Raw genomic sequence first — 24,963 nt, forward strand, 5'->3', positions numbered from 1 at the left:
AGCCACTAAACTGGACCCCATGACTCCCACGCTTGACGCCGCTGCTGCCCGCGCCCGACTTCTGGAACTGATCAAGGAGCTCGCGGTTGTCCGCGGCAAGGTCATCCTGTCCAGCGGGGCCGAGGCGGACTACTACATCGACCTGCGCCGCATCACCCTGCACCACGAGGCCTCCAAGCTCGTGGGCCAGGTCATGCTGTCCCTGATTGACGACGCCGGCATCGACTTTGAGTGCGCCGGCGGCCTCACGATGGGGGCCGACCCGGTGGGCACCGCCGTCATGCACGCAGCCACCGACGCCGGCCGGGGCATCGACGCGTTCGTGGTCCGGAAGGCCCAGAAGTCCTACGGCATGGGCCGGCAGGTGGAGGGGCCCTCGGTCGAGGGCCGGAAGGTCCTGGTCCTCGAGGACACCTCCACCACCGGCGGCTCGGCCCTGACCGCCGTCGAGGGTGTGCGGAACGCCGGCGGCAACGTCGTGGCTGTTGCCGTGATCGTCGACCGCGACACGGGCGCCAAGGAAAAGATCGAAGCCGAAGCCGGCGTGCCGTACCTCTACGCCTTCAGCAAGGACGAGCTCGGCCTGAGCTGACCGGCTGTCCTGGTGGACGGCACACCTCGGGTGGCCTAGTATTTCCGTACCCCGGAAAAGTCCCTTCACTTGGAGTACCCGTCATGCGCCCGTCGGATCAAGCCCTGAGCAGCGTAGAGCAAATCCAGAACCTCATTCTGGAGAGCGCCGATTTTGAAGACTTCCTCAACGAGCTGGCGCGGTACTCGGCGCACCAGGTGGCAGGCGACGGCGACGACGCCCTCTGCGGTATCACGCTGCTGAGGGACCGCAAGGCGGCGACGATCGGCTGGAGCAGCGACTCCGCCCGCGAGGTGGATGAAATCCAGTATTCGCTGTCCCAGGGGCCGTGCCTGACGGCTGCGGAGGAAGAACGGGAAGTCCACGTTCCGGATCTCTTCGAAGAAGACCGCTGGGGTCCTGACTACGCTAATGCGGTGGCTTCGCACGGGCTGCGTTCGGTGCTGTCGCTGCCCTTCAACCTGCAGGGGGACGCGAAAGCCGCTCTCAACCTCTACTCCGACGTACCCCACAAGTTCAACGAGGCTGCCGCAGCCCGCGCCCGCGGGTACACCCGGGAGATCTCCCAGGCTCTGCGCCTGGCGGTCAGGTTTTCGCTGCACTCCGACAGCGCCACGAACCTCCGCGCCACGTTGGAATCACGGACCGTCATCGACATCGCCGTCGGCATTGTTATGGCGCAGAACCGGTGCAGCCAGGCGACGGCCGTGCGCATCCTCACCGATGCCTCGAGCCACAGCAACCTGAAGCTTCGCGACATCGCTGCGTCGCTGGTGAATTCGGTGGGAGGCGGCGAGGCCAGCACCCACTTCGAGGAGCCCGGGAAGGTCCAGGCGGGGTAGCCCGGTTTCCGGCTGGTTGTGCGGCGGGACTAGCCGGGATAGGCTGTCCAAGGTTGAGCCGTCGGCCATAGACGCCCCGTTTTGGAGTACCTATGGACAACCAGCTTAATCCCCTCATTAAGATCGACGACGCCGCCGGCACCGCCCGCATTGACGTCCGCGGGAGCCTTACCCTGGCGTCCCGCCCGGAGCTGATGCACCAAATCCGGCGCGTCCGCCGGATGGGCATCTCTTCGCCCATCACTGTGGATCTTTCCCGCGCTGCTTTCGTCGAGTCATCCGCCCTCGCCGGACTTCGCTTCGACCTCAACGCCCTCGACGCCGGCACACATCAGGTCGCCGCGGCAGGCGCACCAGGGGTGTTCCTTGAGGTCATGCCCGCCCGCGACCACGCCGTGGCGGAATCGCGGCATGACTTCACGCTGACAAACCCGTCAGAGCTGTCCCAGCCACTGGAGGAGGCCGGGCTCCGCCTGCTATCCGATTATTCGCCTGACGAGCTGCTGGCCGCGAGCGACGCGGTCTTCGGGATGCTGGACGATCCCGCCGGGCATTCCGGACATGAACTGCTGGCCCGGTACGAGGCAATCGGCGAGGAGATCGCTCGCCGGGAACCGGCCGAAGCGGCTCAAAAACACGCCTCAGGCAGCTGACGAGGCTGCCCAGACCCCACCTTTCCGATCAACGGCCTGCCGGGCCGTATGCCGTGCCAGGCATCTGAGCTGAGACTTGTGTTGCCCCGATGGGCTGTGCCTAGGGTAGTTCAGTGCCATATGAAGGGGCCGCCGGCCAGACGGGCCGGCATAAGGCGCCGGGCGGGGACGCTGCCCGGCTGCTCCGGCGCGCCGCGGACCTGAAACGCTTCTCCCGCCGGACCTTCCTCACCGGAGCCGGCGCCTCCACCGTCCTGGCGGCGGACATGCTCTTCACCAAGCGGGTGCAGGAGGAGCGGCAGGTCCACAAGATCCTTACGGTTGAGGACGACTTCGCGCAGAGCTACTTCCCGCACGCCAGCTGGATCCTGTTCCCCGGCTACAAGACCAGCTGGGAAGAAGCCCAGTGGATCCTCAACTCGCTCCGTGGCAGCCTCCGGCTGCGCGGCCAGCTCGCGGCGGCGGGATATTCAAACCTGGGACTGGACATCGACCAGCTGGTCATCGCGGTGATCGAGCACGTCCGGGCACACAACCTCACCACGCTCTACTTCTATGGGCACAGCTTCGGCGGCATGGTGGCCACGCAGGTGGCCGCCCGGCTACTGGAGCTGCACGGCGTCAAGGTGGAGCTGATCCTCCTCGACTGCAGCCCCTACAGCAAGTTCGACGTCCTGGACCAGAGCTGGTTCGACGGCGTTGTGTTCCTCTATGAAAGCGGCTTCCGGATCCCGTCCGTGCTGCGCGGCGGCTACGAACTGGGGGAGCGCGTGGCCCACAAGGACGAGCGCACCTGGCGCCAGATCCTGGACCAGTCGCTGGAGCAGCTGTCCCCGATCGCCCCCTCCAGCGTGCTGATCCAGACGGAGTCCGCCTACATCTACCACTTCGACGCCACGCGCTTCGCGGGCCAGATCGGCGACGCCCGCATGGCCTACATCGGAAATCCGCGGGACCAGACCGTCAACTACCAGACGTCGCGTGATTCGTGGGCGCGCACCTTCGCCGCCAACATGGCCTCGGACGACCGGCAGACCACGGGGGCGCTGCCGGCACACGCGAGCCCGGGCTGGAACCCGTTCGTGTACCGGCCCATCCTCGAGGATTTGGAGAACCAGATCTTCCCGCTGCCCGGAGGCGGCGGGAAGATGACCCCGTTCTGACGCGGCCGGCCGCCGGCCGCGGCCCGGATCAGATCTGGTTCTTGAGGTCCGCCACCGAGTTCAGCACCTGGTTGGGGCGGAACGGGTACGCGGCGATGTCCTCGCGCTGGGTGATGCCGCTGAGCACCAGGACGGTGTGCAGCCCGGCCTCCATGCCCGCGATGATGTCGGTGTCCATGCGGTCGCCGATCATCGCGGTGGTCTCCGAGTGCGCGTCGATCTGGTTCATGGCGGAGCGGAACATCATGGGGTTGGGCTTGCCCACCACGTACGGTTCCCGGCCCGTGGCCTTGGTGATCAGCGCAGCGATGGCGCCGGTGGCCGGAAGCGGGCCATCCTTGGACGGCCCGGTGGCGTCCGGGTTGGTGGCGATGAAGCGGGCGCCGGCGAGGATCAGGCGGATGGCCGTGGTGATCGCCTCGAACGAGTAGGTGCGGGTTTCGCCGAGCACCACGAAGTCCGGGTTCTGGTCGGTGAGGATGAATCCGGCCTCATGGAGCGCCGTCGTCAGCCCGGCCTCGCCGATGGTGTAGGCGCGGTTTCCGCTGTCCGGTCCGCCGGCAGATACCTGGTCCTTCAGGAACTGGGCCGTCGCCAGGGCCGACGTCCAGATGTTCTCCTCCGGGATTTCCAGGCCTGAAGCCCGCAGCCGGGCCGCGAGGTCACGCGGCGTGAAGATCGAGTTGTTGGTCAGGACCAAGAAGCGCTTGGAGGTGTCCACCCAGCGCTGGACCAACTCTGCGGCCCCGGGCACCGCCTGGTTCTCATGCACCAGGACGCCGTCCATGTCGGTGAGCCAGCACTCGATCTCCTGGCCGCTGCGGTACACGGCCGCCGATGTCTTTACCTTGTCCGCTTCTGCCATGTTTATCCTTCGCGAGATGTTTGCGTTCGGAGCCCAGTCTAGTGTTGAGGGGTGACGCAAACGCCCGGGACACCCGAACCGCAGCCAGACCCAGCCCAGCCGGACCAGAACGGGACGCCCGAACAAAAGCCGGAGGTCGGCGTCGGGCCCTGGGAAGGTGAATGGCCGGAGGGTGACCACTGGGATCCGGACCTGCTGGCCGACGGCGACCGGCGCAACGTCGTGGACAAGTACCGGTACTGGCGGCACGAGGCGATCGTCGCGGACCTGGACTCCAAACGGCACGACTTCCACATCGCCATCGAAAACTGGCAGCACGACCTCAACATCGGCACCGTGGTGCGCACCGCCAACGCGTTCCTCGCCAAGGAGGTCCACATCATCGGACGACGGCGGTGGAACAGGCGCGGGGCGATGGTCACCGACCGCTACCAACACGTCCGCCACCACCCCACCGTGGAGGACTTCGTGGCCTGGGCCCAGGGGGAGGGGCTGGCCATCATCGGGATCGACATCTTCCCCGATTCGGTTCCGCTGGAGACCTACGAGCTGCCGCAGAAATGCGTGCTGGTCTTTGGGCAGGAAGGCCCAGGGCTGACGCCGGAGGTGCACGAGGCAGCGGAGGCCACGCTGTCCATTGAGCAGTTCGGGTCCACGCGCTCCATCAACGCGGGCTCGGCTGCGGCGATCGCCATGCATGCGTGGGTGCGCCGGCACGTGTTCGGCCAGCACGTCTGATTCCCGCCGAGACGGCACGTCGCGCGTGTTTCCCCTGCCCGGGGCGGTTTCAGTCCGTTTCGGGTCCCGTGCAGTAGGGGCAGTCCTCCGGGCAAGGGGGCTCTTCGACTGATGCAGGCCGTGACGGGACGGGCGGGTTCATCGTGTTCCTTGGTTCTGAGGCGCGCCGGTATTGGCAGTCGCTTGGCTGTCAGTGGTTTTTTGCGCCGGCACCACGATCACGCGGTATCCGTGCTGATGGTTGAAGCCGTGGATTTCCCTGGTGTCCAGGGCACTCATGAAGGCAAGGATGTCTCCAGTGATGACCTGGCCAGGGACGAGGACGGGAAACCCCGGAGGATACGGGGTGACGAATCCGGCAGAGACAATTTCCTCTCCTGCGCCCACCCGGCGTGCGAGCTCGTCGGGAGTGAGATGGGAAACGGCCTCCGACTTATACGTGTCGAAATAGGCGGCGCGGATGTCCCCGTCCGGCGTCTGCTCCCCGCTGCGGTACGGTGCGGCAAAGTGACTGAAATCCGGCAAGGGCGGAGGGTCGCTCGTCAGGGCTTTTACCCGTGCCCGGCCGGCTCGCTCATCTGCAGGGTTCAGGTTGCTGGTGTCCTCTTCGAGGGTTTCAGCGATTTTGACGAGGACTTCGATGAGGTAGGCCACTGAACTGCGTGATGTTCCGATGTTGGTCATGAACAGAACGCTGTTCCGCGAGGTCTTGTTGACCTGGATGCCGAACCGGTCCATCAGGTGAAGGTGCTTGAACGTGTCGCCGTCGATTCCCGTCCGCCCTATGTCAAGAGTGAGCCTGCAGGGATCAACAACGAATTCGTCGCTTCGCCAGGCATTGTGCATCGACGAGATCCCGTCCCTCAGGGGGAAGGACCGGCCAGTCTGCCGGTATTCGCCGGGTATAAGGTCATGGGCAGTCAGGATCCTGAAGTACTTTCGCAGCAGCGGGTGGCGGGCGACTGTCTGGGCGATACTGACCGCAAGGTCTGCTTGCCGCTGCACGAGTTCGTAGCCTTCGAGCTCGGCTTGGCGGCGCCCGATGTCCAGTGACGCGAGGATCTGGTAGTTCGGTGATGTGGAGGTGTGCGTCATATATGCCTCCCGGAAGGCATCCTCGTTGTGCCGTGAAAAGTCCTGGTCGTAGACGTGGATCATGGACCCCTGGCGGAGGGAGGTGAGGGTCTTGTGCGTTGATTGGGTTGCGTATACCCGCAGGCGGACCCGTGCAGGGTCCGGGATCAGGCGTGTGTTGAGCCACTCTTCGTCCGGGGCCGGTTCCCCTGTTTGCGGGTCATGCAGCGCCAGGGCCTGCTCGGCGTGCTGTCGCGCGTAACGCGGCTGTTCGAAGTCCTGCTCCAGCTTCCTTGAGGCCGCCATGGCAGTTCGCCGGCGGTAGAGCGGGTGGAAACCTGCGAATGCGAACCATGCCTCGTCCCAGAGGAAGACCAGGTCAGGCTTGATGGCCAGGCATTCGGCCATGACCCTTTCCACGTCGTAGACAATCCCGTCGAAGGTGCAGTTGGTCAGGGTGATCATCTTGACTTCGTGCAGGCGGCCGGCTCGGCGGTAATCCAGCAGAGTCTGCTTGATGCTCCGGAGCGGGACAGCGCCGTAGAACGAATGCTTGTCGAGCGGGTAGGCGTCCAGGTAGGCCACCCGAGCGCCGGCCAGCATCAGTGCGTAGTGGTGGGATTTGTGGCAGTTCCTGTCGACGAGTACCACGTCTCCTGGGGCAACGATCGACTGATGAACGATCTTGTTCGCGGTAGAGGTCCCGTTGGTCACGAAGTACGTTTTTTGGGCGCCGAAGGCCCGGGCCGCCAGGTTCTGGGCATCCCTGATGGCGCCGTGGGGATCCAGCAAAGAGTCCAGGCCGCCCGAGGTGGCTGAGGTCTCCGCGAGCAACAGGTTCAGGCCATAGAAATCGGCCATGTCCTTGATCCATCTGGAATTCACCACCGAACCTCCCCGTGAGATGGGGAGCGCGTGAAAGACGCCTGCTGGCCGCTTGCTGTATTGCTGCAACGCCGTGAAGAAGGGAGTGTCGTAGCGGCCAGCGATTCCGCGGAGCAGGGAGAGATGGAGTTCGAGCCCGTCCGCCCGGGCGAAGATGCGGCGGAAATGCCTGGTTAAGGATCCGGCGACCTTTTCGATGGCTACGCCCGCGATCAGGTACAGGTCGAGTTCGGGGCGCAGTTCAGAGAGCTTTCCTGCCAGCCGAAGAATGCGCTGAACAGGATGTATCGGGTCAGGGCTGGCCCCGGAGAAGCTGTCCAGAAATGCCCTCAGATCATGTCCCAGATGTTGTCGGGTCGCTGTGGCGAAACCGGGGCGAAGGACGCAGGCCTGGATCTCGGGGTTGAGGAGCACTGCAATGAGGGCGTCGTCGAAGCTGGGAACGACGATGACGTCGTATGTGAACTCGTCGTCACGGCGCCTCCTGCCGCGCAAATCTGCCTTGAGGGATTCCTGGTCCGATTCGGACATGTCGTCGATGACGAGAACCTCAAACCGGCGCCTGGACCCGGCCACGGTGCCCGGCTGAGCGGCCGGATCACTGTACTGGGGTGCTGGCGGGAGTTCTGTGGTGCCGGCGACAGTACGTGCGAGTGTGCTGCGTGCGGACTCGATCAGCTCCCCGGCGACGCGGTAGTCCTTCATCGCGAAACTCGAGCGCAGGTCTGTCATCAGCCCGCGCCCGGGGCAGGCGAAGTAGGGCTCGATGGAGTCGAGGATGTTCAACAGCCGGACGGATTCGGCCATCAGCCCGGTGGCAGAATCCCCGTTCCCAGTGGCAGCACTCAGAAGTTTGGTGGTGTAGGCGAGAAAGTCCCAGCTGTCTGTGCGAAGCCGCCAGACGCTGCTTGGCGTGGCCACAGCATGCTCTGCGGCCCCGGCTGGCGGGAAGCCCTCCGGGGAATGATCGTTGAGAAGAGGGGCGGGCGGGACGGCGTTCATGAAGTCCTCCGGGCAGGCAGCGGCTATCAGCAAAAGGGGAAAGATTTTGGGCCGCCCGGCTCGAACTGCCGTCGGCGCAGGGGGTGATTCGAAGGTATCGGAAGGTCCCCATCGAGGATGAGCTGAAGAACAGTTTTGGCCGGATTGTCCGAAACCCCGGACGGAAGCTCAATGAGTGCGGGTGATGCACCTCACGGTCCGTGCTCAGATTGATTCAAAGGTTGGGGGACCTCAAATCCTGTCATCGAAGTGAGGAACAGCATGCAGTCCACAGTAAAAACGGGATCAGGAGGGCCGCGCATTGAGCGGCGCTCCATTGACTTCGTCCCCCACAACGAACGTCACGGTTCCCCGGCACAGCAGTTCACGCTGTGGTTCGGCGCGAACATGCAGATCACCGCCATCGTCGACGGCGCCCTAGCAGTGCTGTTCGGCGCTGACGCCCTGTGGGCAATCATCGGCGTTCTGATCGGCAACCTTCTTGGCGGTGCCGTCATGGCGTTGCACGCGGCCCAGGGCCCCAAACTCGGCCTTCCGCAGATGATTTCCAGCCGGGCCCAGTTCGGCATTCTTGGTGCGGTTATCCCGCTGGTGCTGGTAGTCATCATGTATCTCGGGTTCGCGGCCACAGGCACCGTCCTGGCGGGCCAGGCCGTGGACCAGATCCTGCATACCGGCACACCCGCTGTGGGCATGGTCCTCTTCGGGGCGCTGACCATCCTGGTGGCGACGCTTGGCTACAAATACATTCACCTGATGGGACGCATCGCCACTATCGTGGGCATTCTCGGCTTCACCTACCTCGGTATCCGGCTTCTGATCAGCCAGGACGTCGGAGCCCTCCTGGGCTCCGGGAACTTTGAATTTCCCACGTTCCTGCTCGCCATCTCCCTCGGCGCCGGATGGCAGCTGACCTACGGCCCGTACGTCGCCGACTACTCCCGGTACCTTCCATCCAATACCCCCGCCCGCAAGACGTTCCAAGCGTCCTACTTTGGCACGGTGCTCGGTTCACAGTGGTCCATGACCCTGGGTGCCCTCTTCGCCGCCCTCGCTTTGCCCAAGGGGGAGAGGTTCCTGGACGGCCAGGTCGCCTTCCTCGGACACATGAGCGGAGGAGGCCTCATCGCTGTGGTCATCTACCTGGTCATCGTGACCGGAAAGCTGACCGTCAACACGCTGAACGCCTACGGCGGCTACATGACCATGCTGACCTCCGTCACGGCCTTCACCCGTAAGACAGGTGTAGCCACCTGGACCCGGTTCGCCTACGTCGTCGGCTTCATCGGGCTGTCCGTGCTTATCGCGGTCCTGGCGTCGCCCGGCTTCATCGCCAACTTCAAGAACTTCGTGCTGCTGCTGCTCATGGTTTTCATCCCCTGGAGCTCCATCAACCTGGTCGACTACTACCTGATTTCCAAGGAAAAGGTGGACATCCCCGCCCTGTATGACCTGAACGGCCGGTACGGGCGATGGAACAAGACCGCCCTGATCACCTACGCGGTGGGCATCCTCGTACAGATTCCGTTCCTTGCCCAAACCCTCTACACCGGACCCATGACGGAGCTGCTCGGCGGAGCAGACATCTCCTGGCTCGTGGGACTGGTCGTCACAGCCCTGGTGTTCTACCCGCTGGCCAAGAGGAATTCCAACGCACCGTCGCACATGATCTATCCGGCCGACGCTGCCCCTGAAGCAGTGCTCCAAACGCCGCCCCCCGCGCCCGCCCGCCCGGCCGTGTAGCCAGGCCTTGCAGGCGCGGAGGCGCCGGCATCCGACAAAGAGTCCTGACACCTGAAGAGCGTCCCGGCCAGATACATGGCCGGGACGCTCATGTGTTAACCGCGGTCAACCGCGGGTACCCAGCCTTCGGGATATCTCGCGGGCACAACGGCTCACCTCGGGAATCCACTCGCGGGCGACGTCCTCAATCCGCAATGCCCGTTCCTCCGGAGTCTCGGCGTCCTTGGCGCGGCGTGCACCCCCATGGGGGAACGCACGGTTGGAGACAGTCAATGCCACACTTGCCACGGGATAGCGCTCCCGGTCCAGGACGGCCACCGCAACGGAAGAGAAGCCGACAGTGATCTCATCCTGTTCCCACGCGTAGCCCAGCGACCGCGCCCGCGACAGCAAATCCCGCAGGGCCGGTAACGACTGGGGTCCGTTGTCGTTGCGGACTGTGAAGGCCTCCGCGCCGGGGAACAATGCGGCGACCTGGGTGGGATCCATCTGAGCCATCATCGCCCTGCCGCTGGCCGTCAGATGTGCTGGAAGCCGGACGCCGGTGTCTGTCACCAGGGGGCGCTGGCGGGGAGCGCGCTCTTCGATGACGTAGACGACGTCCCGGCCATGCATCACGGCAAGGTGGGCGGTACGACGGGTCCGGCCCACGAGCCGCGCCAGCGGGTGACGGGCGATGCGCTGAAGCGGGGCCTGCCGTGAATAACCGGTCCCCAGTTCATGTGCCGTGACACCCAGTGCGTATTTTTGTTCCTCCGGAAGATGAACCAGAAACCCGTCATCAACCAGGGCCGCGATCAACTGATACGCAGTTGAACGCGGCAATCCCACGTCCCGGGCGATGATCGAGGCGGCCACCGGGCCTGCCTGTTCCGCGACGTATCTAAGAACCGCAAGAACCTGCACGGCGGCGGGGGCCTTGGGGCGCGGCGATGTACTGGTCATTCTCCAAGAATACGCCTTTCACTGTCCGGTATATCGGACAGAGAAACGCGGGCGACGACAGTGGCCGGATCACCGAATGGCTCGTCCAGTCATGCGTGAAATTCGGCTAAAGACTTTCCGTCCACAGTGGCAGCGGCACCACGCGGCGGCTGCATCCCGATTCGTCCAGGACGTGGCCCAGGCGTTTGAAAGTCCGGACAACGGCCTGCCGGGAGATGACCACACTTCCCGGAGCCCGATCGGCCAGTTCGCGCTCGAAGCCCTGGACTTGCACGTAGTCCCGGACCCATAGAGTCACCAGCAGGTTCTGCGCGCCGAGAACCTGCGCGCTGAGGCGGCAGTTGCTGAGCGCCGCAAAGTAGCGGCCGACGTCGTCAACGTAGCGGGCAGGGACGTTCAGGATCAACGTGACTTCCCGCAGTCCCTGTTGGGCCGCCGTCGACGTATCGCAGCGGAGCGCTATGTAACCGGCGGCCAGGAACCGCTCCACGCGTCGTCGTGCTGTTTGGGGGGAGACGCCGCAGGCGGCACCCAGCTCCGCCCAGCTCGCCCGCCCGTCCTTGGCGAGCTCTTCCAACAACGCCGAATCCAGCCGGTCCGGTGAGTACGCGGCCTGCTCAGGCAGCGGTTCCGCTGACACGAGCCGGGCACGGGCGGGTTCCAGCGTACCGCTGCGCCATTCCGAGGCCTGCCGGTACAGCTTGGTGACGAAAACGACCTCCCGGTGTGTGACGCCGGGCAGCTTCGGGAAGGATCCGGTGACGATGTCCATCAGCTCACCGTGGCTGGACGCAAAGCAGTCCACAAAGAGGTCGTGCGAGCCGGTGACCAGCGAGACGGTTCCGAACGCTGGCTCGGCGCACAGCCGCTCGATGAGCGTCTCACCCTCGCTGGGCAGGGATGACAAGTGTATGAACGCTGACCATCCTGCGCTGAGGTAACGCTGCCCGGGAGCGGGCGTAATCCATGCCTGCCCCTGCTCGGCAAGAGCGTTCCAGCGCCGTGCCACAGTGGGGCCGGACAGGCCCAAAGCGTCCGCAATCCGGCTCCATTCGGCGCGGGGATTGATCTGCAGGGCATTCACGATTTCCAGATCCAGCTCCGTGAGCGTGGCTGATTCGTTCAATATTTGCCGCCTCAGGTGGATTTCGAACAATTTCGAAGCCAGTGTAAACGACAGCCCTAACGTTGTGACTCGCATCACCACCAAGCAATCCGTTCCGGACCACGAGGAATCATATGGCAAGCAAAACAGCAGCTCCTGCGATGGCAGCCACAACGCGCACCACCATTGCCGGAATGATCCTGGCAATGGCACTCATCGAGTCGCTCAGCGGGGTCACCCAGGGGTACCTCAATCCGATCCTGCCCGCGTTGGGACCGGTCTTCGAGATTGACGACCCCACCATCAACGGTATCTTCCTTATCTCCAACGTCAGCTTCGCTGTTCTCACGCCAATCATTTCAAGACTCGGCGACAGCTACGGGTACCGGCTGGTGCTGCGCTGGTCCACCGGTGTTGTTACGGCCGGCGTGCTCCAGATGGCACTGTGGCCGTCGCTGTGGACGGTGACAGTGGGCGTCGTCATGCTGACCTGCGTGGTGGGCTTCATCCCGCTCATGATGGGAATCCTGCGGGTCAGCAGCCCCGGCCACACGCGAACGGGCGTGAGCGTCATGATCGGCATGCTCATGATCATGGTGGGAGCGGGCGGGCTTCTGGCCGGCATCATCGGCGCCACCGACCCGACGCTTGGCCTCTGGGTGGCGGTACCCTTCGCCGTGGTCGCCTTCGGCTGCTCCTTCGTACTGCCCGACGCCGGGATCCCGACTCGAGAGGGCATCGCCATGGCACCGCTCCTGGCCTGTTCACTCGGGCTGATTGCTTTTGTTGTGGCGCTCTCGATGGCGCCGGAATGGGGCTGGCTCGACGCCCGGACCCTGGCGGCCGGCGTGGCGGCCCTGGCCCTGCTGGCGTACTGGGCCAGGCGTGACTTCAGCGCAACCGGGGGCCGCAGGTTCATGGACCTGCGGATGCTGGCAAATCGGCGGACCCGGTCTGTTTCGGTCGCCACATTCTTCTTCGGCTTCGCGTCCATCAGCTACTTCGGTACCAACGGTATTTTCCTGCATTCCAACCCGGACCAGACCGGTTACGGATTCGGCCTTAGCCCGCTGATGATCGCGATTGTCCTTTCGCTGGCCTCTGTTCTCTCGCTGGCTTCCTCTCTGCTCACGGCCAAGGCGCTCAGGAAGTTCGGCGAACGCGCCACCCTCGTCTTCGCGGGTGCGTTGTTGGCGGGCGGCTTCCTGGTGATGGTGGTTGCCCACGGATCGCTCCCGGGCTACTGCGTTGGCTTCGCCATGTTCAACCTGAGCCTGGGGATGTACCAGGCGGGAACCCGCGCGCTGTCCGTCGAGGGCGTTCCCGTGGAGGAGACCTCGACGGCGGCCGGGCTCAATGAGCTGGCCTTGTCCGTCGGCATCGCGGTGGGGGCCGCGGTGGTCAAGCTCATCTCCTCAGCCTCGGCCGGGTCCGGGCACATCACAGAGACCGGACTGTTGGCCATCTGGGGTGCCCTGGCAGTGGCGGCTTTGATCGCCGCCGCAGCGAGTGCGGGCTACCCCAAGCCTCGGGCTGCCGAGGTGGCGGCATGAACTCTGGACCTAACAGCAGCAGGGGAGGGGCCGCCGTCGTACCTCTATCCCTGGCCGCCATAGAAGGCGCCCTCGAGGTTGCCGTGGAGCGCTGGAGGCCGGAGATCCTGGATCTGAGCCACGCCATCCATGCGGATCCGGAACTTGGCGGCCAGGAGTTCCGTGCCGCCAAGCGGGTGAGCCGGGTACTCCGCATGGCCGGGTTCAGCTTCAATGGGCCGCAGCCTGGGCAGCCGACGGCATTCAGCGCGCATTTCGGATCCGGCGAGCTTGTGGTGGCACTCTGCGTTGAGTACGACGCGTTGCCCGCCATCGGTCACGCGTGCGGGCACAACGTGAATGCGGCCAGCGCTGTAGGGGCGGCGCTGGCGCTGGCGGCCGTGGCCGACGAACTGGGCCTTACCGTCAAGGTGCTCGGAACGCCCGCGGAAGAGACCACCGGCGGCAAAGTGGACCTGATCGGCGAGGGCTTTTTTGACGATGTATCGCTGGCCATGATGGCGCACGCTGCGGCAACGGACGTGGTGGGTGGTTCGTCCCTGGCCATGTGCATGTGGGACGTGCTGTTTGAGGGTCGTCCCGCTCATGCCGCGGCGGCGCCTTCGGAAGGCGTTAACGCCCTCGACGCGCTCGTAGTCGCGCAGACGGCGATTGCTTTGGCACGGCAGCAACTGCCGGCGGGATCGATCGTGTCGTTGATCGTGACGGAGGGCGGGAGTGCCGTCAACGTTATTCCAGAGCGGGCCCGGGCCACCATTGAAATGCGGGCCGTGAGCATCGAAAACCTCCGGTTGACCCAGGACAAGATGAGGCGGTGCCTCGAAGCTGGTGCCCATGCCAGCGGCTGCACCCTTCAGGTCAAACCCACGGGCAATGACTATGCAGAACTGCGTCAGGATGCGTTCTTGTCAGAGGCCTACCGGGCAGCGATGACGGCCAAGGGCAGGGACATAGTGTTCAGCGCCGAGCCGGTGGCCTCCACGGACATGGGAAATGTCTCGCAGCTCGTGCCGAGCATTCATCCCATGGTCGGCTACGACGTGCGGGGCGCCGCGCACCACACCGCCGAGTTCGCCGCGTTCGGTGCTTCTGCGGGCGCCGACAAGGCGGTGCTGGACGGATCGTTCGGACTGGCCGCAGCGGCATGCGCAGCAGCCATGGACCCGGAGCAGACGAGGCGGCTGCTCTGCCGAACGCGGGTCCGGACGGGGCGTAGCAGGGGAACTGCAGTACAAAGTGTTACCGGGCCGGGTGACCCGAAACACGGCCCCTGAACAGAAATGGCTAGGATGGTTCCTAGCCGACGAGGTTCACTCCAGGGTCCACCCAACCCGCAGACGAAATTCGATTTAGGAGTCAGCATGCCCATTGCAACCCCAGAGATCTATGCCGACATGATCGACCGTGCCAAGAAGGGCGGCTTCGCGTTCCCGGCGGTCAACGTCACTTCTTCCCAGACCCTGAACGCGGCCCTGCGCGGTTTCGCTGAGGCCGAGTCTGACGGGATCGTGCAGGTGTCCACCGGCGGTGCGGCGTACTGGTCGGGTGCGTCCACGAAGGACATGGTTGCCGGTTCGCTGGGTTTCGCGGCGTTTGCCCGCGAGGTGGCCAAGAACTACAACGTGAACATCGCCCTGCACACGGACCACTGCCCGAAGGACAAGCTGGACGGGTTCGTGCTGCCGCTGCTGGCCGCCTCCGAGGCCGAGGTGAAGGCCGGCCGCAATCCGCTGTTCAACTCGCACATGTGGGACGGTTCGGCCGAGACGCTGCAGGAGAACCTGCGCATCGCCCGCGAACTGCTGGCCCGCACCGCTGCAGCCAAGATCATCCTCGAGGTGGAGATCGGCACGGTCGGCGGTGAGGAGGACGGCGTCGAGCACGAGATCAACGAAAAGCTGTACACCACGGTCGAAGACGCCTTGGCCACCGTCGATGCCCTGGGCGCCGGGGAGAACGGCCGGTATATCACGGCGCTGACGTTCGGCAACGTGCATGGTGTGTACAAGCCGGGCGGGGTGAAGCTGCGTCCGGAGATCCTGAAGGACATCCAGGCCCAGGTCGGTGCCAAGATCGGCAAGGAGAACCCGTTCGACCTGGTGTTCCACGGCGGGTCGGGTTCCTCGGACCAGGAGATCGCGGACGCGGTGTCCTACGGCACCATCAAGATGAACATCGACACGGACACCCAGTACGCGTACACGCGTCCGGTGGTGGACCATATGTTCCGCAACTACGACGGTGTGCTGAAGGTCGACGGCGAGGTGGGCAACAAGAAGACCTACGACCCCCGCGTCTGGGGCGCCTCCGCCGAGGCCGGCCTCGCCGCCCGCGTCGTTGAGGCAACCCAGCAGCTGGGTTCCGCGGGCAAGACCTTCTAGTCATGTCCGACGAGTTCCGCAAGAACCTGATGGGCCCCGAGCCCACGCTTCTGCCTGCCGAGACCGAGGTGTACCAGCACCTCGCGCTCGGCGCTGAAGCGGTGGATCTCGTGGCGAAGCATCCCACGTCGTCGCTTTTGTGGGCCGTGCTGGCAGAGGAAGCGTGGGCGGAAGGCCGCACCGTCGATTCCTACGCCTACGCGCGGGTGGGCTACCACCGCGGCCTGGACTCGCTCCGCCGCAACGGCTGGCGCGGCGTGGGGCCGATCCCGTGGGAGCACGAACCAAACCGCGGCTTCCTGCGGGCCCTGTACTCACTGGGCCGCGCCTCGGCCGCCATCAACGAGGCGGAGGAGCCGGAGCGCATCGAGAAGTTCCTCAGCGACTCGGACCCCGCGGCCAAAGCAGCCATCGAAGCCAAGCAGCACAACTGAGTTAAATACGACGGCGGGCGGTCACCTTCTCCTGGAAGAGGTGACCGCCCGCCGTCGTGGTGGGCCCAGCCCGCAGGACGTTTAGCTGCCGGCTTTGCGGAGACCGGTGCGGGCCATGGCGTCGGCGTAGGCGACGTGCATCTCGTCGAGGTACTGCTTCTGCCGTTCCGGGGTTCCGGCGAAGGAGCGGCCGCTCAGCGACCGGACCTTGTAGGTCTTCAGTCCACGGCGCCACAGCAGCGGAACTTCGGTCTTCAGCAGCAGGCCGGCGAGGCGGTTGGCCTCCGTGCCGTGGGCCACGATGACGGAGGCGCGGGGCACCAGGGCCAGGACCTTCAGCAGCGGCTTGAGGCCGGCCTGGATCTGGTCGGGCGTGAACTTGCCGTTCGGCTCACCCGGCATGTGCCACGGGTGGACGTTCCACGGCATGATGTACTCCGGCCGCAGGCCCAGCTTCCACTGGATGCCCAGCATCCGGGTGGCGGCGTCGTCATCGCCCGGCATGATGAAGCCGGTGGGCGATGCCGTGCCGATGTTGGAGTAGAGGCTGATGATCCGGCATTCCTCGACGTCGTGCGCGGGATCGACGTACGGCACCTGGGTGCCCGGCTTGGAGCTCTGCAGCGTGTCGCAAAGCTCATTGACAGCGGCAACGTTGGGCTCGTAACGGCGCATCAGAAGCTGTTCATGGAAGGATTCGGTAGCCAGGGCGGTCATATGGTGCTGTGTCTCCTGCAGGTGGGTCGCGCCGCCGCGCCGCAGGGCCGGCACGCCGCAGGCATGCCGATGCGGCGTGGTGTGAAAATGAGGTGGACCGGTACCTGACCGGTCCTCCCCAGTTTAGCAAGGCATGCGAACCGCCGGGCCCCGCCCCCGCGCGCCCCCGTGCCCGAGCCGCGCGGCGAAGGGCCCGCAACGCAGCAAATGAGGGCTAAATCACTTCTATCTGGATGCATTTTTGCCGGGCAAGCTGGCACCGGTCCATCTCGCCCTGCAACTGCCGGTCCAGCAACCTTCGGAAACCCAGTAAATCCATTGACTTGACTTTGACCTGCGCAAATGGTGAGTTTTACTCATCGGTTTTTTGGGGGAAACGCCGATGCTCCCCCAATACGCGTATCCGATTTTAATCATTCGGTCCACATCTAAATCTGGGGGAAACTTTGGTTGCATCAACCAGCACGGAGCCGCGCTCCACAAAATCTACAAAGGTCCGGGCTATTCTGGCCGCCGGACTCGTCCTGGGAGTCGGTGCAGCCTTCACGCTCGCCGCCTGGACGGACAACGAGTGGGTCTTCGGCCAAAGCGACAACGGCGGTGGCCCGGGCACCAAGACCTACCACATGCAGCAAAACACCTGGACGGGTGCAGGAGGGACGGCTTCCTGGAGTGATCAGGACACGCCCCCCGGTGGTGCGCTGACGTTCAGCGTCGACGCCGATGACCTGGTGCCGGGCAGCACCGTTTACGCTCCGATGCAGCTGAGGGCCGCAGCCGGCTCTGAAGCGCTCGTCGCCAGCCTGACGGAGGCTGTGCAGTCCACTCCCACAGATCCGGTTACCAACTCGTCAGTTCTCTACAGTGCCCTTCGGTACGAGGCGAAGCAGGGTGTGGACAAGGCGTCATGCAATGCCGCAGGCTTTGGCGGCGCTGGCACCAACATCGTTCCCGTGGGATCCCCGTTGGCCACCATCTCCGGGACCGGAATCACCCTCCCGGCAGGTGACACCGTGAACGACGGTGCCGCCGCCGACATCTGCTTTGCACTTACGCTGCCGTCCAGCGCTGTAAGTTCGCTCCAGGGGCTCAAGACCGTTCCGCTCTGGAAGTTCACGAGCAGCGTCGGCTCGTAGCCACTGGCTGTGCCGGACGTAATGATCGGCGACACACCCCCGTCCCGTGCGGCCGCGGTGCCGCGCGGGACGGGGGTGCGGCCGGTTTTCCGCTTCCTTAGAGCCGTTCGCGAAGTTGCCCTGACATGCGTCGCTTTTTTGGGGCTGATGTGCATTCTGGCCTTGATCCTCGGCTTCGTCTTCAAAGCGTCCTTTGTCGTTTTCCGGACGGGTTCCATGGAGCCCGAATTTCCGGTAGGAGCTTTGTCCCTGACTGTCCAAGTAAAGGCAGAAGATCTCGCGCCGGGCGACGTCGTGTCCGTCAGGCGGGAGGGCTCAAGCGTGCTGATCACCCACCGCGTGGTCTCGGTGACACCGCCGGAATCGGACGGAGGTAATCCGTCGCTGATTCTCAAGGGCGATGCGAACAGCTCGCAGGACCCCCTGCCCTACGAGGTGGCTGCCGCCCAGAAAGCGCTGGTGACAGTGCCGGTGGTCGGCTCGTGGGTAATGACCGCGAGAGGCCCTGCGTTCATCGGTGGTGCCACGCTAGCCCTGGCCGCGCTGGTGCTCTGGGCGTACTGGCCGAAGCGGCAGCCTCGCAGCCCTGGCCACTGACGAAGCTCTGCGGTCTCTTGGAGACCTGTGCGACCGCTCAAAGAGGAGGTGTACGGAATGCCATCGTGGAAGATGTTCATGATGCGTGCCAGCGGCACATGCGCGGCTGTCCTGTTGGCTGTGGCCACAGCCCAAAATACTGCCGTTGCCGCCGAAGACTTGATTCAAGTGCCTGAAACCGGGGCTCCGGGATTGCTGTCACTCTCGTCCTCTGTCTATCCGCTGACGCTGCCCGTCCTTGAGCCGGACGAGTCCTTCAGCTGGCAGATCGGCCTGACAATGACGGAACCGGCGGCAGCATCCCTGCTGCAGGTAACCGCAGCAGGGGAAATCGCCGGAACCGACAGGTACGTGGTCGCGGTGGAGGAGTGCGCCGTGCAGTGGCAGGGTTCCAGCGGACGCAACGGAAGCCTGAGCTGCCCGTCCGGCGCCATCTCCAGGATTCCATCCACCGCACTGGCGGCGCTTCGGCAGGATGTCCAGGTTCCGCTCAGGAACCTTCGCGCCGGGACGACATCCTTTCTGCGGTTTACCCTTGCCCGGCCCGCCGGCTCTGCAGAATCCGGTGGCACTTCACTGACGCTGGGGATTGGTGTCAGCGCCATGGGGGAGGACACCGGCGGGGTCGGGTTTCCGGATCCTGGCCAGTCGCCGGACCCGGACCAATCACCGGAGCCAAGCCAACCGTCAGGACCAGGCCAGTCGTCGGCGCCCGGCCCCTCGGGGGACGCCAGCCCGCCGGGGGACGCCCACCGCGCGGACATGGGCCCGGATGACACCAGCCTGGGTGACACCGGTGCAGCCATCCTGCCGGCGCTCTTGGCCGGCGGCGCCCTGGTGCTGCTTGGCGCAGCCGTTGTTGCCGCCTTCCGCGGATCGCGCCCATCCGCCAGGACCACCCGATGAGGGCCATTCTGAAAGGGGCAACGCGCGGCGTCGTCGATAGGCCGCGCCGTTCCCTGCTGGTAGCTGCCGTCGCAGCTATCTCCGTTGCGGCGGCGAGCACCATCACCAGCGCCGCCTGGACCGACGACGAATGGGTAAGCAGCGCCGTCGGCGTCGCGTCACCCGGCGACTGCGCCACCAACACCCTCTTCACCAGCCAGTCCCGGGCCCGGCAGCTGACTGGCACCGTCCTGAATACGAGCCTGGACTCAATCACCGGCGTCGAGGGCCTGACTGTGACGAACAACGGCATCAAAGCATCGCCGGTGCCAGTCACCGCCACCCCGGTGCCCGGCACCACCGACGCCTTCATCAGCAAGCTGCCCGTCACCGCCCTGGGCGGCACCATTGTTGAAGCCGGATTGGGGCTCGGGGCCCCGGTTGGCGGGATTGGCAGTTACACGCAATGGGCGCAGTCGAAGAACAGCGGGCAGGCAAAGGGCGCCTCCGGCCTGGTGTCGGATCAGTCGGGCGCCATGGACGTGGCCGGGACGGCCAGCGGCGCGGCCACTGCACCCAAAGCGGCGAGCATCTCGCTCGGGGCAATTGTCCCGACGTCGTTGGCCGGCGTAACGCTCGACGTCGGCGCGGTCGCCTCGTCTGCCGTGGTGGACAGTTGCGCGATGATCAACGGTTGGCCGACGCCGGATCCCACCCCCGCCGTCGAGCGCGACTATGGCATCGCCAGCCTGGACCTGAACGCCGAGGTGCCTGCCATTGGGTCATTGTCCACCCAAGGTGGCGCCCTTGTGGGCGCGGTGCCGGACCAACTGAACGCCTTGACCGGGACTGGCGGACTGGCCACGGCCATTTCCAACGGCATTTCCGATATCGTGAAGCCGCTTTTGGGCACGCTGGGGATGTCCACGCCAGTCACGACAGTCACGGTATCTGCCCCGGACCTGTCACCCGTACGGGCCCTGATGACAGGGACCTTAACGGATCCCGACGGCACTGTCACGATGGACCTCGGCACCGGAACCGTGATGGTGGACCTCGCCAGCTTGACCGGAGGCACCACCGGGCTCAATGGCAAGGGACCGAACCACGCCGTCGTGCTGGATGCGGCCATGACTGCCAAGGTCAACGGCAGGGTCACGGCTCTCCTGGACGCCTGGAAGAACCGGGTCCTGGCCGCGCTCACCACCGCCCTGCGCGGTGTCACGGTAGACGCCACCACGAACGTCACGCTTACGCTGGCTGGTGTCAACGCGGCGACCGTGGCGGTCAAAACCGGGCCGTCAACGCTGGGCCAGTTCCTCGACGGAACAGCCGCGCCTCCGGTTGTAACGGCCAAGGTACTTGGCCTCGACGTTGGGGGCGTGGTCGGTGCGCTGTTGGGGCCCATCACAACAGCCCTCACCAGCGGCGCCAACTCGGTGATGAAGGATGCCTTGAACGCCACTGTCTTCAATGCCGGCCTGATTCCTGCCCTGGGCACCAACCTGCAGGCACTCATCACCCCGGCCGTCAACGCCGTCGGATCCGTCCTGGCCGGCGTCGGCACCCTCGTCGCCATTCACGTCAACGTCCAGCCCGACCAGCCCTGGCCCGGCACCAGGCCTGCTGATGTCACTGCCGCTGCAGGACAGTACAAGGTATCGGCGGTAAGAGTGGGGCTGATCGACAACGCAGGGCTTCTCAGCCTGTCCCTTGGCAACTCCTCCGCCGGCCCTGTGGCGCTGCGTGTCCCGTGAGCGCGCCGCGACAGGGGAGAAACCGGTTCAATCCGCTAAACTTGGGTGGTAAGAGCCCCGGAACTCTTGCGTCGCTGTGCCGCCCCGCGGCCGGCGAAGGCTCGTATGTTCGGGGCATTCTCATGAACGGCGCCGACCTCCGGTTGAAGCACCTCGGTGATCCAGCCGGGCTAGGCCCGAACGAATGGGGGAGGATCCCATGCCAGCAATCGTGATCGTCGGAGCCCAGTGGGGCGACGAAGGAAAAGGTAAGGCCACCGACCTGCTTGGCGGCCGCGTCGACTACGTCGTGAAGCCGAACGGCGGCAACAACGCCGGGCACACCGTCGTCGTAGGCGGTGAGAAGTATGAGCTCAAGCTCCTTCCGGCCGGCATCCTCAGCCCCAACGCCGTCCCCATCATCGGCAACGGCTGCGTCGTCAACCTCGAGGCACTGTTCCAGGAGATCGACGGCCTCGAGGCCCGCGGCGCTGACACCTCGAAGCTGCGTGTCTCCGCCAACGCCCACCTGGTCGCCCCGTACCACCAGGTGCTGGACAAGGTCACTGAACGCTTCCTCGGCAGCCGCGCCATCGGCACCACCGGCCGCGGCATCGGGCCCACCTACATGGACAAGGTCGCCCGCTTGGGCATCCGCGTCCAGGACGTCTTCGACGAGTCCATCCTGCGCCAGAAGGTCGAAGGCTCGCTGCGCCAGAAGAACGAACTCCTGGTCAAGATCTACAACCGCCGCAGCATCGAGGTGGAAGAAGTGGTCAACTACTTCCTCTCCTTCGCCGAGCGCCTGCGCCCGCTGGTCATCGACAGCACCCTCGTGCTGAACGCCGCCCTGGATGAGGGCAAGGTGGTGCTCATGGAGGGAGGCCAGGCCACGTTCCTCGACGTCGACCACGGCACCTACCCGTTCGTCACGTCCTCCAACCCCACGGCCGGCGGCGCGTCCGTGGGGTCGGGCATCGGCCCCACCCGCATCACGCGGTCCATCGGCATCATCAAGGCCTACACCACGCGCGTCGGTGCAGGCCCGTTCCCCACCGAGCTCTTCGACGAGATGGGCATGTACCTGCAGAAGACCGGCGGCGAATTCGGCGTCAACACCGGGCGCCCGCGCCGCTGCGGCTGGTACGACGCCGTCCTGGCCCGCCACGCCTCCCGCGTGAACGGCTTCACCGACTACTTCGTCACCAAGCTTGACGTCCTCACCGGCATCGAACAGATTCCGGTGTGCGTGGCCTACGATGTGGACGGCGTCCGGCACGACGAAATGCCCATGACCCAGACCGAATTCCACCACGCGAAGCCGATCTTCGAGTACTTCGACGGCTGGACCGAGGACATCACCGGCGCCCGCGCGCTGGCTGACCTGCCCGAGAACGCCCGCAACTACGTGCTGGCCCTCGAGAAGCTGTCCGGCACCCGCTTCTCCGCGATCGGCGTGGGACCGGACCGCGACCAGACGATCGTGGTCAACGATTTGATCCTTGACTAAAACCGACTGACGCCGGAGGCGTCCGGCAACAACAACTCAAGCAAGCAGTTCCCGACGGCGGCGGGTCACCTTACGGTGGCCCGCCGCCGTCGTGCGTTCCGGGAGGAAAATTCCCGGGTTTACGGGCGAAAACAAGTCGCCAGAAAAAAAGTTTCCGGGACCGCGTAACCTTCCGGGCCGCAGCGGCGATTACCTCTATGTAAGCGCCGGGCCGGAGGCTGTCCCCCATCGGCCTCCTGCCCGGCCTTCAATCAACCAAAGGACTTTTTTCTGATGAAGAGTGTTAGCAAGACCACCAAGATTGCTGTTGCAGCCGCCATCGTCGCCGTTGGAGGTTTCTCCGGCATCGGATTGGCCAACGCCGCCCAGGTTTCCAGCTCGCAGCACGCAGAGGTGACCCCCGCTACGCCCGCCACCCCGGCCGTTCCCGCCACCCCGACGGTTCCGGCAGTGCCCGCCGTCCCGGCGACGCCGGCCACCCCGAAGGTTCCTGTCGTCCCGTCCGCCAAGGCCAAGGCCGCCGGCGAAGCTGCAGACGCCGCCGATGCCGCCGTGGAAGCCGACAAGGACAACGCCGACGCCGACGCCAACGTCTCCGCCGGTGACAAGGCCGCCGGTGCCAACGTGACCGCAGCAATCCCCGCCACCCCCGCTGTTCCCGGCGGCGCCGGTGTTCCGGCCACCCCGGCCGTTCCCGCCACCCCGGCTGTGCCGAACGTTGCGGACCACGTGGCCAAGCCGGCCGCCCCGTCCGTCGCCGCAGACGCTGACGTCAAGGCTGACTCTGCTGCCGACCTGCCCGCAGGCAACTAGTACACAGCACGCGAAACAGGGCGTTCCCCGAATAGGGGCGTGAGGTGTGCGGCGGCTAGGCTTACTACCGCCGCACACCTGCAGTAAAGGGAAGGACCGCTCCTTGGCAGCTCAGCTGACCGATGACGAATTGTCAGCAGCCCTTTCTGGCGACCCCTCCGGCTTCAGCGCTGTCTACAGCACCATTTCGCCCGCCGTCCTGGGTTACTTCCGGGCCCGCGGCGTGGATGACGCCGAAGCCCTGACGCAGGACGTCTTCGTCGACATTCTGCCCAAGCTCAGCAATGTCCGGGGCGGCCATTCCGGGCTGCGGACCTTCATTTTCTCGGTGGCGCACGCCCGGCTTGTCGACTACCGCCGCCGGTCCGCCAGGACGCCTCAGCTCACCGAATTCGACCCGCTCCAGGATGAGCGGCGGTCCAATTCCGCCGAGGACGAGGTGCTCGGTTCGCTCGGCGGAATCGCTTCTTCACTTGCCATGCTCAACGACGACCAGCGTGAGGTCCTGCTCCTGCGGATTGTTGCGGACCTTTCGGTCGATCAGGTGGCCGGCATTATGAACAAGACCCCAGGGGCTATCAAACAGCTCCAGCGCCGCGGGCTCCTCGCCCTGCGCGAACTCGTCAAGGAAAAGGACCACGCAGCATCATGAGTGTCACGCCGGCAGGCCGCGAAGAAGGAGAGATCCAGGCGATCCTCCTGGATTCCGGGCTCGAAGACGACGCCGATCTCCGCAGGTCCCTCGAAGAGCTGCGAACGTTCGCGCAGGACCCCGCACCGCAGCCGCGCGCCGACCTCGCCGCACTGCTCGCCCACGGGGCACCCGCTTCGGCCTTACCCACCCAGGCGATGCGACGGGCCTCCACTCCGGACGTGGCCAGCCTTGAGCAGCACCGCCGTAACCGTCAGCGCCGGATGGGCATGGTGGTGGGCGCGGCGGTGGTCGGTGCCATGGGACTTGGTGCCGGCGCAGTCGCAGCCTCCAGCGAGGACTTCCGCAACAGCGTAGGCCACACCGTGGTCCGGATCTTCCAGCCGGCCAGCGAGACAACCGCTCCGGCCCCGACTGTCACGTCGCCCGCGGACATTCCCGCGGCCCCGTCCCCGACGTTTGCGGCACCCAAGCCCTCTGTTAGCGGAACTGCTGCTTCGCCGTCGGGCCCTACGCCAGCCCAGACGGGAGCGGCCGCTGCGAACGGTTCGTCAAACTCGTCTGCCGGTTCAGCGGCTGCCGGCGGAACGGCGAAGGGCCAAGCGCCGACGCCGGCCCGTCCCAGCCAGCTGCCCACGGTCCCCGGATCGGGGGTCGTGCCCAAGCTTCCGTCCAAGCCGCTGCCGGTTCCCACGCTGCCGGGCGGCGTGCCCACCGTCCCGGCCAGACCGGTCCCCGGCGCACCGTAGGCTCCTGGAGGCAGACCCTCCCGGCGGCGCCTCGAGTTTTTGTACACTTATTGGCCCCTAACGGCCTCTGAAGTCGCGAGACGTGGACAAAAACTCCAAGGGAGGGGCAGCGGATGCGTTGGCCTCAACGGGCCGCCCCTGAACGGTTGTCACCGGCCGCAAAAAATTTTTTGAAAAAGTTTTGGAATCCGCG

Annotated in this window: 23 protein-coding genes; 18 read left to right on the forward strand and 5 right to left on the reverse strand. The window is 65.3% G+C overall.

Annotated elements, in window-relative coordinates; translation table 11 throughout:
• Positions 1–19 precede the first annotated feature (19 nt).
• From pyrE to ACFRAH_RS04675, 4 genes are all read left to right on the forward strand, one after another.
• Entirely contained in the window at positions 20–592 is a 573-nt protein-coding gene (gene pyrE, locus ACFRAH_RS04660) for an orotate phosphoribosyltransferase (RefSeq protein WP_377989749.1), read from the forward strand.
• An 83-nt stretch (positions 593–675) separates the two neighbouring features.
• Positions 676–1,434, forward strand: coding sequence for a GAF and ANTAR domain-containing protein (locus ACFRAH_RS04665; protein WP_377989750.1), 759 nt, complete (start codon positions 676–678; stop codon positions 1,432–1,434).
• 92 nt (positions 1,435–1,526) lie between these two features.
• Complete coding sequence (locus ACFRAH_RS04670; RefSeq protein ID WP_377989751.1) at positions 1,527–2,087, forward strand: hypothetical protein; 561 nt, start codon at positions 1,527–1,529, stop codon at positions 2,085–2,087.
• Positions 2,088–2,200: 113 nt separating this feature from the next.
• The gene (locus tag ACFRAH_RS04675; protein WP_377989752.1) at positions 2,201–3,250 is read left to right on the forward strand and encodes a thioesterase domain-containing protein; all 1,050 of its coding nucleotides are present in this window, start codon (positions 2,201–2,203) and stop codon (positions 3,248–3,250) included.
• A 28-nt stretch (positions 3,251–3,278) separates the two neighbouring features.
• Here the strand turns inward: ACFRAH_RS04675 and ACFRAH_RS04680 are convergent, their stop codons facing one another.
• Positions 3,279–4,115, reverse strand: coding sequence for an HAD-IIA family hydrolase (locus ACFRAH_RS04680; RefSeq protein WP_377989753.1), 837 nt, complete (start codon positions 4,113–4,115; stop codon positions 3,279–3,281).
• A 51-nt stretch (positions 4,116–4,166) separates the two neighbouring features.
• Here ACFRAH_RS04680 and ACFRAH_RS04685 point away from each other — a divergent pair, with 51 nt between their 5' ends.
• The gene (locus tag ACFRAH_RS04685) at positions 4,167–4,853 is read left to right on the forward strand and encodes a TrmH family RNA methyltransferase (protein WP_377989754.1); all 687 of its coding nucleotides are present in this window, start codon (positions 4,167–4,169) and stop codon (positions 4,851–4,853) included.
• Between the two features lie 138 nt (positions 4,854–4,991).
• On the opposite strand, the gene ACFRAH_RS04690 is transcribed toward ACFRAH_RS04685, so the two are convergent.
• Positions 4,992–7,814 (reverse strand): aminotransferase class I/II-fold pyridoxal phosphate-dependent enzyme, encoded by a 2,823-nt coding sequence (locus tag ACFRAH_RS04690; protein ID WP_377989755.1) that lies wholly within the window; start codon positions 7,812–7,814, stop codon positions 4,992–4,994.
• Positions 7,815–8,075: 261 nt separating this feature from the next.
• Here ACFRAH_RS04690 and ACFRAH_RS04695 point away from each other — a divergent pair, with 261 nt between their 5' ends.
• A complete protein-coding gene (locus ACFRAH_RS04695) occupies positions 8,076–9,557 on the forward strand; it encodes a purine-cytosine permease family protein (protein ID WP_377989756.1) in 1,482 nt (493 codons plus the stop codon).
• A 105-nt stretch (positions 9,558–9,662) separates the two neighbouring features.
• Here ACFRAH_RS04695 and ACFRAH_RS04700 read toward each other — a convergent pair whose 3' ends face one another.
• Positions 9,663–10,502, reverse strand: coding sequence for an IclR family transcriptional regulator (locus ACFRAH_RS04700; RefSeq protein WP_377989757.1), 840 nt, complete (start codon positions 10,500–10,502; stop codon positions 9,663–9,665).
• Positions 10,503–10,608: 106 nt separating this feature from the next.
• Positions 10,609–11,628, reverse strand: coding sequence for an Lrp/AsnC family transcriptional regulator (locus ACFRAH_RS04705; protein WP_377989758.1), 1,020 nt, complete (start codon positions 11,626–11,628; stop codon positions 10,609–10,611).
• Between the two features lie 113 nt (positions 11,629–11,741).
• On the opposite strand from ACFRAH_RS04705, the gene ACFRAH_RS04710 reads away from it, so the two are divergent.
• The 4 genes from ACFRAH_RS04710 to ACFRAH_RS04725 all read left to right on the forward strand — a co-directional run bounded on the left by ACFRAH_RS04710 (position 11,742) and on the right by ACFRAH_RS04725 (position 15,975).
• Entirely contained in the window at positions 11,742–13,160 is a 1,419-nt protein-coding gene (locus ACFRAH_RS04710) for an MFS transporter (protein WP_377989759.1), read from the forward strand.
• Positions 13,157–14,434: a M20 family metallopeptidase gene (locus ACFRAH_RS04715; protein ID WP_377989760.1), complete on the forward strand. Its 1,278-nt coding sequence runs from the start codon at positions 13,157–13,159 to the stop codon at positions 14,432–14,434. The genes ACFRAH_RS04710 and ACFRAH_RS04715 overlap by 4 nt, the downstream gene beginning before the upstream one ends.
• 87 nt (positions 14,435–14,521) lie before the next feature.
• Positions 14,522–15,541, forward strand: a complete 1,020-nt coding sequence (gene fbaA / locus ACFRAH_RS04720; protein WP_377989761.1) for a class II fructose-bisphosphate aldolase — start codon at positions 14,522–14,524, stop codon at positions 15,539–15,541.
• A 2-nt stretch (positions 15,542–15,543) separates the two neighbouring features.
• Entirely contained in the window at positions 15,544–15,975 is a 432-nt protein-coding gene (locus ACFRAH_RS04725; protein ID WP_377989762.1) for a DUF3151 domain-containing protein, read from the forward strand.
• Positions 15,976–16,056: 81 nt separating this feature from the next.
• On the opposite strand, the gene ACFRAH_RS04730 is transcribed toward ACFRAH_RS04725, so the two are convergent.
• Positions 16,057–16,692 carry a uracil-DNA glycosylase gene (locus ACFRAH_RS04730; RefSeq protein ID WP_377989763.1) on the reverse strand — a complete coding sequence of 212 codons (636 nt, stop codon included), beginning with the start codon at positions 16,690–16,692 and terminating at the stop codon, positions 16,057–16,059.
• A 446-nt stretch (positions 16,693–17,138) separates the two neighbouring features.
• On the opposite strand from ACFRAH_RS04730, the gene ACFRAH_RS04735 reads away from it, so the two are divergent.
• From ACFRAH_RS04735 to ACFRAH_RS04770, 8 genes are all read left to right on the forward strand, one after another.
• Positions 17,139–17,828: a SipW-dependent-type signal peptide-containing protein gene (locus ACFRAH_RS04735; protein WP_377989764.1), complete on the forward strand. Its 690-nt coding sequence runs from the start codon at positions 17,139–17,141 to the stop codon at positions 17,826–17,828.
• A gap of 9 nt (positions 17,829–17,837) precedes the next feature.
• Positions 17,838–18,425 carry a signal peptidase I gene (locus tag ACFRAH_RS04740; protein WP_377989765.1) on the forward strand — a complete coding sequence of 196 codons (588 nt, stop codon included), beginning with the start codon at positions 17,838–17,840 and terminating at the stop codon, positions 18,423–18,425.
• Positions 18,426–18,593: 168 nt separating this feature from the next.
• Positions 18,594–19,331: a hypothetical protein gene (locus ACFRAH_RS04745; protein WP_377989766.1), complete on the forward strand. Its 738-nt coding sequence runs from the start codon at positions 18,594–18,596 to the stop codon at positions 19,329–19,331.
• Positions 19,328–21,067, forward strand: a complete 1,740-nt coding sequence (locus tag ACFRAH_RS04750; protein ID WP_377989767.1) for a choice-of-anchor G family protein — start codon at positions 19,328–19,330, stop codon at positions 21,065–21,067. The genes ACFRAH_RS04745 and ACFRAH_RS04750 overlap by 4 nt, the downstream gene beginning before the upstream one ends.
• 199 nt (positions 21,068–21,266) lie before the next feature.
• Positions 21,267–22,556 (forward strand): adenylosuccinate synthase, encoded by a 1,290-nt coding sequence (locus ACFRAH_RS04755; RefSeq protein ID WP_377989768.1) that lies wholly within the window; start codon positions 21,267–21,269, stop codon positions 22,554–22,556.
• 273 nt (positions 22,557–22,829) lie between these two features.
• On the forward strand, positions 22,830–23,369 hold the full coding sequence (locus ACFRAH_RS04760; protein WP_377989769.1) for a hypothetical protein: 540 nt from the start codon (positions 22,830–22,832) through the stop codon (positions 23,367–23,369).
• 103 nt (positions 23,370–23,472) lie between these two features.
• Entirely contained in the window at positions 23,473–24,021 is a 549-nt protein-coding gene (locus ACFRAH_RS04765; RefSeq protein WP_377989770.1) for an RNA polymerase sigma factor, read from the forward strand.
• Entirely contained in the window at positions 24,018–24,770 is a 753-nt protein-coding gene (locus tag ACFRAH_RS04770) for a hypothetical protein (protein ID WP_377989771.1), read from the forward strand. Before ACFRAH_RS04765 ends, ACFRAH_RS04770 begins: the two co-directional genes overlap by 4 nt.
• Positions 24,771–24,963: the final 193 nt, after the last annotated feature.

This window comes from Arthrobacter sp. NPDC056727 (assembly GCF_042790555.1).
Taxonomy (GTDB): domain Bacteria; phylum Actinomycetota; class Actinomycetes; order Actinomycetales; family Micrococcaceae; genus Arthrobacter.

What these genes read in the sequence shown, in the direction of transcription:
- pyrE (WP_377989749.1), top strand. Translation starts at nt 20, where the DNA reads ATGACTCCCACGCTTGACGCCGCTGCTGCCCGCGCCCGACTTCTGGAA.
- ACFRAH_RS04665 (WP_377989750.1), top strand. Translation starts at nt 676, where the DNA reads ATGCGCCCGTCGGATCAAGCCCTGAGCAGCGTAGAGCAAATCCAGAAC.
- ACFRAH_RS04670 (WP_377989751.1), top strand. Translation starts at nt 1,527, where the DNA reads ATGGACAACCAGCTTAATCCCCTCATTAAGATCGACGACGCCGCCGGC.
- ACFRAH_RS04680 (WP_377989753.1), bottom strand. Translation starts at nt 4,115, where the DNA reads ATGGCAGAAGCGGACAAGGTAAAGACATCGGCGGCCGTGTACCGCAGC.
- ACFRAH_RS04690 (WP_377989755.1), bottom strand. Translation starts at nt 7,814, where the DNA reads ATGAACGCCGTCCCGCCCGCCCCTCTTCTCAACGATCATTCCCCGGAG.
- ACFRAH_RS04695 (WP_377989756.1), top strand. Translation starts at nt 8,076, where the DNA reads ATGCAGTCCACAGTAAAAACGGGATCAGGAGGGCCGCGCATTGAGCGG.
- ACFRAH_RS04700 (WP_377989757.1), bottom strand. Translation starts at nt 10,502, where the DNA reads ATGACCAGTACATCGCCGCGCCCCAAGGCCCCCGCCGCCGTGCAGGTT.
- ACFRAH_RS04710 (WP_377989759.1), top strand. Translation starts at nt 11,742, where the DNA reads ATGGCAAGCAAAACAGCAGCTCCTGCGATGGCAGCCACAACGCGCACC.
- ACFRAH_RS04715 (WP_377989760.1), top strand. Translation starts at nt 13,157, where the DNA reads ATGAACTCTGGACCTAACAGCAGCAGGGGAGGGGCCGCCGTCGTACCT.
- fbaA (WP_377989761.1), top strand. Translation starts at nt 14,522, where the DNA reads ATGCCCATTGCAACCCCAGAGATCTATGCCGACATGATCGACCGTGCC.
- ACFRAH_RS04725 (WP_377989762.1), top strand. Translation starts at nt 15,544, where the DNA reads ATGTCCGACGAGTTCCGCAAGAACCTGATGGGCCCCGAGCCCACGCTT.
- ACFRAH_RS04730 (WP_377989763.1), bottom strand. Translation starts at nt 16,692, where the DNA reads ATGACCGCCCTGGCTACCGAATCCTTCCATGAACAGCTTCTGATGCGC.
- ACFRAH_RS04750 (WP_377989767.1), top strand. Translation starts at nt 19,328, where the DNA reads ATGAGGGCCATTCTGAAAGGGGCAACGCGCGGCGTCGTCGATAGGCCG.
- ACFRAH_RS04755 (WP_377989768.1), top strand. Translation starts at nt 21,267, where the DNA reads ATGCCAGCAATCGTGATCGTCGGAGCCCAGTGGGGCGACGAAGGAAAA.
- ACFRAH_RS04760 (WP_377989769.1), top strand. Translation starts at nt 22,830, where the DNA reads ATGAAGAGTGTTAGCAAGACCACCAAGATTGCTGTTGCAGCCGCCATC.
- ACFRAH_RS04770 (WP_377989771.1), top strand. Translation starts at nt 24,018, where the DNA reads ATGAGTGTCACGCCGGCAGGCCGCGAAGAAGGAGAGATCCAGGCGATC.